The sequence below is a fragment of the Nonomuraea zeae genome (assembly GCF_005889725.1).
Classification (GTDB): Bacteria; Actinomycetota; Actinomycetes; order Streptosporangiales; family Streptosporangiaceae; genus Nonomuraea; species Nonomuraea zeae.
The window spans coordinates 26,809-37,853 of record NZ_VCKX01000105.1; the positions used below are offsets into that span (position 1 = coordinate 26,809).

General features: G+C 70.0%; 12 protein-coding genes. 6 read left to right on the forward strand and 6 right to left on the reverse strand.

All coding sequences use genetic code 11. From position 1 onward, the window contains the following. Positions 1 to 59: 59 nt before the first annotated feature. The 4 genes from ETD85_RS29945 to ETD85_RS29960 all read right to left on the reverse strand — a co-directional run bounded on the left by ETD85_RS29945 (position 60) and on the right by ETD85_RS29960 (position 4,195). Positions 60 to 1,085 (reverse strand): DUF1702 family protein, encoded by a 1,026-nt coding sequence (locus ETD85_RS29945; RefSeq protein WP_138693146.1) that lies wholly within the window; start codon positions 1,083 to 1,085, stop codon positions 60 to 62. A 97-nt stretch (positions 1,086 to 1,182) separates the two neighbouring features. Next, entirely contained in the window at positions 1,183 to 2,238 is a 1,056-nt protein-coding gene (locus ETD85_RS29950) for a glycoside hydrolase family 15 protein (protein ID WP_138693147.1), read from the reverse strand. After that, complete coding sequence (locus ETD85_RS29955; protein WP_206058722.1) at positions 2,235 to 2,945, reverse strand: class I SAM-dependent methyltransferase; 711 nt, start codon at positions 2,943 to 2,945, stop codon at positions 2,235 to 2,237. Before ETD85_RS29955 ends, ETD85_RS29950 begins: the two co-directional genes overlap by 4 nt. Before the next feature lie 20 nt (positions 2,946 to 2,965). Further along, positions 2,966 to 4,195, reverse strand: coding sequence for a glycosyltransferase family 4 protein (locus ETD85_RS29960; protein WP_138693156.1), 1,230 nt, complete (start codon positions 4,193 to 4,195; stop codon positions 2,966 to 2,968). Between the two features lie 301 nt (positions 4,196 to 4,496). Between ETD85_RS29960 and ETD85_RS29965 the strand changes: the two genes are divergently transcribed. Then, positions 4,497 to 5,528, forward strand: a complete 1,032-nt coding sequence (locus ETD85_RS29965; RefSeq protein WP_138693148.1) for a GDP-mannose 4,6-dehydratase — start codon at positions 4,497 to 4,499, stop codon at positions 5,526 to 5,528. 24 nt (positions 5,529 to 5,552) lie between these two features. On the opposite strand, the gene ETD85_RS29970 is transcribed toward ETD85_RS29965, so the two are convergent. Beyond that, the gene (locus ETD85_RS29970) at positions 5,553 to 6,374 is read right to left on the reverse strand and encodes a helix-turn-helix transcriptional regulator (RefSeq protein WP_240779523.1); all 822 of its coding nucleotides are present in this window, start codon (positions 6,372 to 6,374) and stop codon (positions 5,553 to 5,555) included. A gap of 60 nt (positions 6,375 to 6,434) precedes the next feature. Here ETD85_RS29970 and ETD85_RS29975 point away from each other — a divergent pair, with 60 nt between their 5' ends. From ETD85_RS29975 to ETD85_RS29985, 3 genes are all read left to right on the forward strand, one after another. Then, positions 6,435 to 7,070 (forward strand): winged helix-turn-helix domain-containing protein, encoded by a 636-nt coding sequence (locus tag ETD85_RS29975; protein ID WP_240779524.1) that lies wholly within the window; start codon positions 6,435 to 6,437, stop codon positions 7,068 to 7,070. After that, a complete protein-coding gene (locus ETD85_RS29980) occupies positions 7,063 to 7,899 on the forward strand; it encodes an SRPBCC family protein (RefSeq protein WP_138693149.1) in 837 nt (278 codons plus the stop codon). Before ETD85_RS29975 ends, ETD85_RS29980 begins: the two co-directional genes overlap by 8 nt. A gap of 153 nt (positions 7,900 to 8,052) precedes the next feature. Continuing rightward, positions 8,053 to 8,463 carry a DUF2000 domain-containing protein gene (locus ETD85_RS29985; protein ID WP_138693150.1) on the forward strand — a complete coding sequence of 137 codons (411 nt, stop codon included), beginning with the start codon at positions 8,053 to 8,055 and terminating at the stop codon, positions 8,461 to 8,463. A gap of 2 nt (positions 8,464 to 8,465) precedes the next feature. Here ETD85_RS29985 and ETD85_RS29990 read toward each other — a convergent pair whose 3' ends face one another. Continuing rightward, entirely contained in the window at positions 8,466 to 8,939 is a 474-nt protein-coding gene (locus ETD85_RS29990; protein ID WP_170246908.1) for a MarR family winged helix-turn-helix transcriptional regulator, read from the reverse strand. Between the two features lie 70 nt (positions 8,940 to 9,009). Here ETD85_RS29990 and ETD85_RS29995 point away from each other — a divergent pair, with 70 nt between their 5' ends. Together ETD85_RS29995 and ETD85_RS30000 are read left to right on the forward strand one after the other, a co-directional pair. After that, positions 9,010 to 9,855 (forward strand): LLM class flavin-dependent oxidoreductase, encoded by an 846-nt coding sequence (locus ETD85_RS29995; protein WP_138693151.1) that lies wholly within the window; start codon positions 9,010 to 9,012, stop codon positions 9,853 to 9,855. 134 nt (positions 9,856 to 9,989) lie between these two features. Further along, positions 9,990 to 10,469 carry a VOC family protein gene (locus ETD85_RS30000; protein ID WP_170246909.1) on the forward strand — a complete coding sequence of 160 codons (480 nt, stop codon included), beginning with the start codon at positions 9,990 to 9,992 and terminating at the stop codon, positions 10,467 to 10,469. Positions 10,470 to 11,045 lie beyond the last annotated feature (576 nt).

Sequence of the window (11,045 nt, forward strand, 5' to 3'; positions counted from 1 at the left end):
TTCCGGACGCTCGCCTTCCGGAATGCGCCTCGCAGTCCTGAACCAGGAGGTGTACGGCGCTAGTGGCGCTCGCGGCGGGTCCAGGAGCGGCGGGTCTGCGACTGCCAGCTCTGGAAGTCCTCGTGGGTGTGCGCCTCGTGCCCGAGCGCGATGAGCGCCCGGTCCGTCCACGAGGCCGCCTCGTCCGGCTCGGCCCCGGCCAGGATCGGCACGGCCTGCGCCGCGTGCTCGGGCAGCGCCCCCGAGCGCAGCCGGGCGGCCACGGCGAACGCGCATCCCTGCGCCAGGTGGGCGCGGAACCCGTCGGCCGCCGCGAACTCGGTGAGCCACCACAGCTCCTCGATCTCGGCTCCGCCCGTGTAGGTCGCGGCGAACCCGACCCCGCTCCACAGGTCGGCCCGCCGCGCCGCCGGATATCCGGTGATCCGGGCGGAGACGTCGTCGGGCGAGGCGCAGTCGTGGTACCAGAGCAGCCGGCCCAGCCCCTGGTCGAACACCGCGCAGTGGGCCCGCGTGAGCAGGTCGGGCATGGTGCGCTCGCCCACCATGCGGTCGGTCCTGGTCAGGCTCCACTGGAACCCGAACCCGTCCACCGCCAGCCAGCGCAGCAGCGGGTGGGCCCGCCGCGCGCCCCATACCGGGCGCAGCCGCAGCAGCGCGTACCCGCGACCGGCGCCGAGGTAGGCGGCGTGCCGGTGATGCTGGGCGGGGCCGGCAAGTAGCTCGTGAAGGCGCCGGCCCCGTGTCAGCGTGAGCAGGTCGAGTACGGTGCAGGCAGCCGCCGCGCCCTCGTAGCCGAAGGGGCGCTGCTCTTGCGAAATCTCCTCGACCTTCTCTACTTCTCTCGACATCACCGCGTTGAAGCCGAAGACATACGACTTTTCAGCATTGGTGAAAACTGTCGGAGAAGCTCCGTCCCTGAGCCGGAACCTTCGCCGGCTCAGATCGGACTCCAGCGGATCCTTGGCCAGGAACCTCCGCAGCCCCCTGGCTGGGGACAGTGTCGGCTCGGTCCTGACCTGATCCAAGAACGATGTTGTGCCCGTGTCGCCCACGCTTCCCCCGAAGACGCCTCGTACGGCCACTCACGAAGCTAGTAACCCCAATGCGCCTTTCACCGGCGGCGCACCGGATTTCCCCGGCAAAGAACCCGCAAAAGCCCTTGTGCGCCCCCAAGTCGGGTCAGAGGCCCTCGGGGAGCCGCGATCCCGTACCGGCTGCGCATCCGCAGACCTCCGGATCGAACACGGACGTACCCGCGATGTCGCGGAACAGCCCGGAGCCGGGCGACAGCTGCAGCAGCGCGTCGGCGGCCAGGATCACGGCGGCGGCGGTGTAGCCGGAGCGCTCGTGGGGGAAGTGCTTGCGGTTGGCGAACTGCCAGCCGGTCCAGTAAGAGCCGTCCTCGTGCCGCAGGTGCTGCATGTCGGAGAAGAGCTTGAGCGCCCGGTCCCGGTCGCCCAGCGCGTCGAGCGCCAGCACCAGCTCGCAGGTCTCCGCCCCCGTCACCCACGGCTGGTCGGAGACGCACCTGATGCCCAGCCCGGGCACCACGAACGTCGACCACTCGCGTTCGAGCAGCTCGAACGCCTGCCGCCCGCGTACGGCGCCGCCGAGCACGGGGTAGTACCAGTCCATGGAGTAGCGGCTCTTGTCCGCGAACGCCTCGGGATGCGCCGACAGCACGTGCGCCAGCCGGTCGGCGGCCAGCTCCCAGTGCGGCTGCGGGTCGCCGAGATGGTCGGCGAGCAGAACGCCGCAGCGCAGCCCCTGGTGGATGGAGGAGCAGCCGGTGAGCAGCGCGTACGCCGAGGCCCTGCCCTGCGCGTCGCGTTCCCAGACGATCTCGCCGCGCTCGGTCTGGAGCCCCACCACGTAGTCGAGCGCGGCCTTGACCATGGGCCAGCTCTCCTCGGTGCGGGCCCGGTCGCCGGTGACGAGGTGGTGGTGCCAGACGCCGGCCGCGATGTAGGCGGCGTGGTTCGTCTCGCCGCCCGGCTCGACCGGCACGCCGTCCACCAGCTTCATCGGCCAGGAGCCGTCGGCGCGCTGGTTGCGGGCCAGCCATTCGTAGCCGCGCCGTACGGGCTCGGCCAGCCCGGCGACGGACATGGCCATCAGGCACTCGATGTGGTTCCAGGCGTCGACGTGTCCCTCCGGCCAGGGCACCCCGCCGTCGTCCTGCTGCATCGCCGCGATGCTCCCGGCCGTCCGGACGACCTCCTCGCGGGAGATCATGGCTTCCTGACGTAGAGGACCACGCTCTTGCCGATGATCGGGTTGAGCAGGGCTTCGGCGATCCTGGTCGCGGCGGGACGCTTCATGATGTCCCAGACCAGCAGCTCGTGGTACGCCTTCGCGAGCGGGTGATCGTCGTTGTTGACGCCGACCGCGCACTTGATCCACCAGTACGGCGCATGCAGGCCGTGGGCGTGGTGGTGCGGGCCGATCTCGAAACCGATGGACTTCAGCTTGGCCGACAGCTCGGCCAGCGTGTAGATCCGCACGTGCCCGCCGGGAGCCGTGTGATAGTCCTCGTCCAGCGCCCAGCAGACCCGCTCGGGCAGGAAGCTCGGCACGGTGATCGCGGCCCTGCCGCCCGGCTTGAGCACGCGGAAGAGCTCGCCCATGGCCGCCATGTCGTCGGGGATGTGCTCGAGCACCTCGGCGGCGATCACCCGGTCGAAGCTGCCGTCCTCGAACGGCATGTCCAGCGCGGTGCCCTGGACGGTCTCGCCGGTGGCGCCCTGGGGCACCTCGCCCGCTTTGTCCATCGCCACGAACATGGCCGCCACGCTGTCCAGCTCCGTCTGGTCCATGTCGAAGGCGATCACGTCCGCCCCACGGCGCAGCGCCTCGAAGGCGTGCCTGCCGCCTCCGCAGCCCAGGTCGAGCACGCGCACGCCAGGGCCGACGGGCAGCCGGGCGAAGTCCACGGTGAGCACTCGGTTCTCCTCCGTTAAGGTCAGCTGGTTCGGTGGGCCGCGATGGCCTCGTGGTAGGCCTCGACGGTTTTCTTGGCCACGACGTGCCAGGTGTAGCGCTCCATGACCCGGTCGTAGCCGGCCCGGCCCACCCGCTCGCGCTCCTCGGGCGAGTCGTGCAGGCGGCGCAGCACCGCGGCCAGTTCCTCGGCGTCGCCGGGCGGCACCTGGATGGCCGCGTCGCCGACGACCTCGGGCAACGCGCCCGTACGGCTGGCCACCAGGGGCGTGCCGCAGGCCATGTGCTCGACGGCGGGCAGCGAGAAGCCCTCATAGAGCGAGGGCACGACGGAGGTCTCCGAGGTGGCGATCAGCTCGCCCAGCTCGTCGTCGGAGATGCCGTGCACGAAGCGGACCCGGTCCTGGAGTGACAGCTCCTGGACGAGCTGCTCGGTCGGGCCGCCGGGCGTGGGCTTGCTGACCACGGTGAGGTGCACGTCGCGCTCGGTGGCCAGCTTGGCCACGGCGCGCAGCAGCGTCGCCACGCCCTTCATGGGGGAGTCGGCGCTGGCGACCGCGACGATCGAGCCCTTGCGCTTGGGCTTGTCCGGGCGCGGGTGGAAGTAGCGGGTGTCGACCCCGAGCGGGATCAGCCGCATGTTCGCCTGCGGGACGTTGAAGTCGCGGTGGATGTCGGCCAGCGACGACTCGCTGACGGTCAGGATGGGGCTCAGGCGGGGTGCGACGCGGGACTGCATCTTCACGAAGCCGTACCACCTGCGCATGCTCAGCCGCTTCGCGCCCTTGGCGGCCTCCAGCTCGATGCGCCGGTCCACGCTGATCGGGTGGTGGATCGTGCCCACCACGGGGAACAGCTTCTGGATGCCGAGCAGGCCGTAGCCCAGGGTCTGGTTGTCCTGGACGACGTCGAAGTCGCCGATCCGCTTCTTCAGCTCGCGGTGGGCGCGCAGCGTGAACGTCAGTGGCTCGGGGAACCCGGCGGTCCACATCGTGGCGACTTCGAGCCAGTCGATCCAGTCGCGGTACTCGTGCAGCTTGGGCGTTCTGAACGGGTCTTCGTCGCGGTAGAGGTCGAGACTGGGCACCTCGCGCAGGATGACGCCCTCGTCCAGCTCTGGGTAGGGCTGCCCGGAGAACACCTCGACGTGGTGGCCGAGCTCCACCAGCTCGCGGCTCAGATGGCGAAGATAGACGCCCTGGCCGCCGCAGGTGGGTTTGCTGCGGTAGGACAGCAGCGCGATCCGCAGCATTCGCTCCCGCACGGACACCCCTTTCTCCGCCGGTAAGGCCCGGAGACGGGCGTGTACCGTGAAAGATGACCTTAGTCCGAGAAGGCTACCATTCGGTAGGTCACCGAGAATTGTTCACAATGGCCGTCTTAGGCCGTGCGAACTGCGACGTTGCTGTAACCGAGCGTGGTTCGGTGGAACGTGTTCTAGGTGACCTGATGCTCTATCCAGGCGCATAGCTGTACATTCCCGTCCCAAAGGGATGCGGCACGGTGGGCCGCGTCCGGCGGGCCACCGCAGGTAGCGATAGTTGGAGGACCCCTTGGCCAGGCGCGCTCTGATCACCGGCATCACGGGCCAGGACGGTTCCTATCTGGCGGAGCACCTGCTGGAGCAGGGGTACGAGGTGTGGGGCCTGGCCAGGGGCCAGGCGAACCCGCGCGTGTCGCGGATGCGCAAGCTGCTCTCCGACGTCCAGGTGGTGCGGGGTGACCTGCTGGATCAGGGCTCGCTGATCTCGGCGGTGGAGCGGGTCCAGCCGGACGAGGTGTACAACCTGGGCGCGATCTCGTTCGTGCCCATGTCGTGGGAGCAGGCGGAGCTCACGGCCGAGGTGACCGGGATGGGCGTGCTGCGGATGCTCGAAGCCATCCGGGTGTGCTCGGGCGTGTCGCGAGGGGGCGGAGGAGCGGCCTCACCCGGACAGATCCGCTTTTATCAGGCTTCGTCGTCCGAAATGTTCGGGCAGGTCAGCGAGACCCCCCAGAACGAGCGCACCGCCTTCCACCCGCGCTCGCCGTACGGGGTGGCGAAGGCGTACGGGCACTTCCTGACGCAGAACTACCGGGAGTCGTACGGGATGTTCGCCGTGTCGGGGATCCTGTTCAACCACGAGTCGCCGCGGCGGGGCGCCGAGTTCGTCACCAGGAAGGTGTCGCTCGGGGTGGCGCGGATCAAGCTCGGGCTGGCCTCGGAGCTGCGGCTGGGCAACCTGGAGGCCAGGCGGGACTGGGGCTTCGCGGGGGACTACGTCAAGGCGATGCACCTGATGCTGCAGGCCGCCAAGCCCGAGGACTACGTGGTCGGGACCGGGCGGATGAAGTCGGTCAGGGAGCTGGCGCAGGCGGCGTTCGCGGCGGCGGGGCTGGACTGGGAGCAGTACGTGGTGACGGACCAGACGCTGCACCGGCCGGCCGAGGTGGATCTGCTGTGCGCGGACCCGAAGAAGGCGCGGGTGCAGCTGGGGTGGGAGCCCAAGGTGCCGTTCGACGAGCTGGTGGCCCTCATGGTCGAGTCCGACCTCCGGCTGCTGTCGGCCGGCGGGGACACCGACCAGGACAGCTCCTGGCCGTGAGCCGGCTCGGCGCCGGTGGCCCGGTCACCGGGACGCCTGGCGGAAGGCTCCGGGCGTCATGCCGAAACAGCGGGTGAACCATCTGGTCAGGTGGCTCTGGTCCGCGAAGCCCGTCGAGGCCGCGGCCTCGCCCAGCGGCGTGCCGGCGGCTATCAGGGTGCGGGCGGTGCGCAGGCGTAGCTGGCGCTGATAGTCGCTCGGCGACAGGCCGTACTCGGACTTGAAGGCGCGATAGACGGCGAAGCGGCTGGCGGCCGTGGCCCGCGCCAGGTCGTCGATGGTGAGGTCGTCGCGCAGCCGGTCGTGCAGCACCTGCCTGGCCTGCCCGGCGATCCTGGCCGCCCGGCTCGGCCCGCCGGCCGGGGCGACCGGGGTCGTGGCCGCGCGGCGTACGATGCCCGCGATCGTGGCGGTGAGCAGCTCGTCGCGGCGCAGGGCCGTCGCGTCGCCGAGGAGCGCGGCGTGCAGGGCGCGCAGCGCGCCCGCCAGGGCGGCGTCGTCGACCACCGGGGCGGCGAAGACCGGCAGGCCGGCCTTGCGGCCCGTCGCGTCCGCAAGGGCGCCGGAGACGAGCTCCGGGCCGATGTGGACGATCCGGTACGTGAAGCCGAGCGCGTCCGTGGCGTGGCCGTCGTGCGGGTCCTCCGGATTGAACGCCATGACCATGCCGGTCGCGCTCGTGTGCGCCCCGCCCCGGCAGCTGAACGACTGCGCGCCGGTCTCCGTCACCCCGAATGAGTAGGTCTCGTGGCTGTGGCGGTGGTAGACGTGCTGCTCGAAGTGGGCGTGCATGGCCTCCAGCGGCCGGTCGGGCGACCGCCAGTATCGGGACCAGTCATGCGGCACCACTCCATTGTCGCCGCTGTATTGACAAAGAGGATTTTTATGTAAAGGATTGTTTTTGCGATGAGAGACGTCCTGTACCTGGAAGAGATCGAGCAGGCCGAGGCACTGCTCAAGCCGCAGCGCGTGGAGGTGCTGCGGCAGCTGGCCGAGCCGCGCACGTGCTCGGAGGTCGCCGAGCGGCTCGGGCAGACGCCGCAGCGGGTCTACTACCACGTCAAACGGCTCGTGGAGGCCGGGCTGGTGGACCTGGTGTCGGAGCGGAAGGTGCGCGGCATCCACGAGGGCATCTACCAGGCCGGCGCGCGGTCGTACTGGCTGTCGCCCCGGCTGGTGGGCCGGATCGGCCTGCGCAAGGCCCGTGACGAGCTGAGCCTGGGCTACCTGCTCGACCTCATGGAGGAGGTCCAGGCCGACATCGCGGCGCTCGACAGGAACGCGCCCGAGCTGCCGTCCATCGGCCTGTCAGGGGAGATCCACGTGCGTCCCGAGGACCGCCAGGAGTTCCTGGGCGAGTTGCAAGGCATGTTGCAGGACCTGTTCACCCGGTATGGCGGCGCGGAAGGCGATGCGTTCAAGCTCGCCGTCGCCTGCTACCCCAAGGCCGCCGCCGAACCCGGCGGCGATCCTGCGGCGCCCGCCGTCGCACCGCCGGTCGCCGAGCCGGCGGACGATCTCAGAGGAGTAGAGCGTGACTGAGCCCATGATCATTCGAGTTCGTGTCCAGGCGCCGCTCAAGGAGGTGCGCCATGCGCTGACCGATCCCGCCCTGCTGCGGATCTGGCTCGCCGAGCACGCGGAGGTGGAGCTGCCCGGCAGGTTCGGGTTCTGGGGGCGTACCACGCCCGAGGGCGACGCGCCGCACCAGCGGCTGCTGCACGCGGACGAGCGCACGCTGCGGTTCTCGTGGCTGCTCGACGGCGAGGAGACGACCACCGAGTTCACGCTGGAGGAGGACGGCGACGCGACCGTCCTGACCCTGTCGCAGACGCACTTCGACTTCCAGGACGTGATCACCGGCAAGAGCATCCGGGGGGTGCTCCAGACGTACTGGTATCTGGCGCTGGCCAACCTGATCGAGCACTTCGAGGGGCGGGAGCTCACGCCGAAGGTCGACTTCACCTCCACGGAGATGCGGGTGCAGGTGACGGTCCCGGCGTCGCCGGCCCAGGTGTTCGAGTCGCTGATCGACTCCGAGGCGGTGACCAGGTGGTTCGGGTACAAGATCGAGATCGAGCCGCGCGTGGGCGGGCGCTTCGCGATGGGCGGGTTCGACAACGACCCGGACCCGGCCAAGGTGCTGGAGCTGGAGCCCGAGCGCAAGCTCTCCGTCGACTGGGGCGCGCCGGGGGTGGGCACGTGGGAGCTTGACGGGTCGGGCGGTAAGACGCGGCTGACGCTGGTGCAGAGCGGGTTCGACACGGCCAGGCCGCCGTACGCGGCGTGGGGCGGGTTCCTGTCGGGGGTGGCCGAGCTGCGGCGCTACCACGAGATCCCGGACTGGCAGTCGGCCTTCGTGGCCGGCTAGGAGCCTGCTCTGCTGCGGGTGCGGGTGCCGTCTGCTGCGTGTGCCGCTTCCGCCTGCTGCGTGCGTCGCTTCTCTGGAGCGGCGCACGTCGCTTTTCTGAACGGCGCACGAGCGTACAAGATGCGGCGGGGGCGGGGCGTGGAGACTGCGGCCATGCGTTTCGATACCAAGATCGGCATTGTGGTTCGCGCGGATCTGGCCGCCTGGCAGCGGCTCAACGTCACCGCCTTCCTCGCCTCGGCGGTGGCGGGCGGGGTGCCGGAGACCGTCGGGGAGCCGTACGAGGACGGGTCGGGGAATGCGTACCTGCCGATGTTCCGGCAGCCCGTGCTGGTTTATACGGGGGATCTGGCGGAGCTGAGGGGCGTACGGGAGAAGGCGGCGGGACGGGGGATGGAGGTGGCCGTCTACATCGAGGAGATGTTCAAGACGGGGCACGACGCCGACAACCGGGCGGCTGTGCGGGCCGTGACGGCCGATGAGCTGGCGCTGGTGGGAGTGGCGATCCACGGCCCGAGGAACGGGGTGGACAAGGTGCTGAAGGGCCTGTCGCTGCATCCCTGAGGTCAGGCGTCCTCGTCTTCGTCATCGGCGGTCAGGTGGGCCAGCACCGTCTCGGCGACCGTGCCGAGCACCTCGATCTGCTCCGCCGACAGCAGGTCGATGAAGTGGCGGCGGACGGACGCGACGTGATCGGGCGCCGCCTCCTGGATGGCCCGCAGCCCACCCTCCGTCAGCACGATCACGGCACCACGGCCGTCACCCTCGAACCCCTCCCGGGTGACCAGCCCGCGCTGCTCCATCCTGCTGATGTGCCGCGAGAGCCGGCTCTTCGACCAGAGCATGCGGTCGGCCAGCGCGGTCAGCCGCCACCGGTGATCCTCGGTGGAGGTCAGCGCCGAAAGGACGTCGTAGTCGGGGGCCGACAGGCCGGAGTCGTGCTGGAGGTCCCGGCTGACCTGCGCGTCCAGGAGCAGTCGCATTCTTCGATAGCCGATCCAGGCCCTGAACTCGGCGTCATCCAGCCAGCGTGGTTCCATGCCGCCCAAGCTTAGTTGACGTGTAACCGACCTTTAGGTTACATGTAAACCAAGCACTGGGAGGCTTTACATGTTCGGATTGGGCATCTCGACCTCGGCCGCGCCTGGCGCCGATCCCGTGGGGGACGCCAGGGCGGCCGAGGATCTCGGGTATGACTTCGTGTCGGCGTCGGACCATCCGTCGGGGAGCGAGCCGACGTACGAGGTCTGGACCATGCTGACCTGGGTCGCCGCCGCGACCTCGCGGATCAGGGTCGCTACGAGGGTGCTCGGGGTGCCGTACCGGCCGCCCGCGATGGTGGCCAAGATGGCCGAGACGCTGCACCGGCTCTCGGGCGGCCGGCTGATACTCGGGCTCGGGGGCGGCTACTCGGACGAGGAGTTCCGGGCGTTCGGGCTGGGAGTGCCGACGCCGAGGGAGAAGGTGGACGGGATGGTGGAGGCGATCCACGTCATCCGGGGGCTCTGGACCGATCCGGAGCTGACCTTCGAGGGCGCCCGCTACCACACGTACCAGGCCGCCATGGAGCCCAAGCCGATCAGCCCGATCCCGATCTGGCTGGGGACGTACGGGAAGCGCGCCCTGGAGGCGACCGGCCGCCTGGCGGACGGCTGGATCCCTTCGTACGGCTTCGCCCGGCCTGAGCAGGCGGCCGCCATGCGGGAGCAGGTCTTGGCGGCCGGGCGGGATGTGGCCTGCGTGTACAACGTGCCTTTCCGCATCGGCGGGATCGCGGGGGACGGAGGGGCGGTGGTGGCGGGGTCGGCGCAGGAGGTGACCGACGTGCTCGCGGGGTTCGCGGAACTGGGCTTCACGTCGATGAACTTCATGCCGGCCGGGCCGAATCCACGCGAGCAGGCGGAGCTGCTGGCCGCAGAGGTCCTCCCGGCCCTGCGCACGCTCACGCCCTCCTAGGGCCTTGGCTCCTGGCCGGGACCGCCTCGATGCGGGCGGGGGAGGAGTCTGGAGCTCCTCGACGTCTGTCCATCCGCCGCCCTCGCGTTTAGTCGCTGACCTGGCGTGCAGAGTTCAGGTCGGTGGGGGCGGGGATGATCACGAGGAGGGTGGTCGGTGTGGGCGGTGTGGGCGGTGTGGTCGGTTCGGTCGGCGGGGAAAGCGTGCCCGAGCTGCGTCAGGTGGTGCTCGACTGCACGGATGCCAGGTCTCTGGCGGAGTTCTACCGAGCTCTGCTGGGCCTGGTCTACCGGCCTGGGGATGAGCCGCCGGAGGCGGGGCGAGTGGATGACTGTGGTCGCGACTGGCTCGTACTCAGGGCTCCGGACGGTGCTTCCCGGATGGCCTTCCAGCAGGTCGACGAGCTGCCGGAAGTGACCTGGCCGGAGGGTGGGGTGCCGCAGCAACTGCACTTGGACTTGACCGTGGAGTCGGTGGAGAGCTTGCAGGTTCAGCATGAGCGCGTACTCCGGCTTGGTGGCCGGCTGCTGTTGGACCGCAGCGATGACCCCGAGGAGCCCCTTCGCGTGTACGCCGACCCGGCCGGGCATCCGTTCTGCATCTTCGTCGCCTAGCACGGGGCGAGGCGGGAGCTTGGTGCGGGCGCTTGGTGCGGGGGCTTGATGGGGTCGCTTCGCGTGGTCACTTCGTGTGGTCGGCTCGGTGTGGTCGGCTCGGTGTGGCCGCTTGGTGCGGGCGTAAGCACGGGCGCCGGTGGTGGCGAAGGGGCGCCGGGAGCGGACGGGCGGCTGCGGCCGTGGTGGGGCGGCGGCGGACGAACGGCTGCGGTCGTGATGGGGCGGCGGTAGCGGACGGGTGGCTGCGGCCGTGATGGGGCGCCACAGTAGTTTTTGATACACGCCGGAGTGGCGAAGGGGGGTTGAAGGCGCAGCGGTGAGACACAGCCAGAAGCGGTGAGACGCACGCCCGAGACGGCCGTCCATCTACGCGCATGCGCAAGGACCGTGACAGGCATCCAGCGGAGCATCAGAGCCGTCCAACAGAGCGTCAGAGCGAGCGAACAAACCCTGCCCTGTGGATAGCCAGAACTTATCCACAGAATCCAGTTCAGCCCCCATAAGCACCGCCCCACCGGGGCACCCTTGGCGGCATGGATCAGCCTCTGCTCGCCGCGCCGCCCCCCACGTGCC

Excerpts from the sequence above, each read along its gene's own strand:
- ETD85_RS29950 (WP_138693147.1), bottom strand. The coding sequence starts at position 2,238 with ATGATCTCCCGCGAGGAGGTCGTCCGGACGGCCGGGAGCATCGCGGCG.
- ETD85_RS29960 (WP_138693156.1), bottom strand. The coding sequence starts at position 4,195 with ATGCTGCGGATCGCGCTGCTGTCCTACCGCAGCAAACCCACCTGCGGC.
- ETD85_RS29975 (WP_240779524.1), top strand. The coding sequence starts at position 6,435 with ATGAGAGACGTCCTGTACCTGGAAGAGATCGAGCAGGCCGAGGCACTG.
- ETD85_RS29985 (WP_138693150.1), top strand. The coding sequence starts at position 8,053 with ATGCGTTTCGATACCAAGATCGGCATTGTGGTTCGCGCGGATCTGGCC.
- ETD85_RS29990 (WP_170246908.1), bottom strand. The coding sequence starts at position 8,939 with ATGGAACCACGCTGGCTGGATGACGCCGAGTTCAGGGCCTGGATCGGC.
- ETD85_RS29995 (WP_138693151.1), top strand. The coding sequence starts at position 9,010 with ATGTTCGGATTGGGCATCTCGACCTCGGCCGCGCCTGGCGCCGATCCC.
- ETD85_RS30000 (WP_170246909.1), top strand. The coding sequence starts at position 9,990 with ATGATCACGAGGAGGGTGGTCGGTGTGGGCGGTGTGGGCGGTGTGGTC.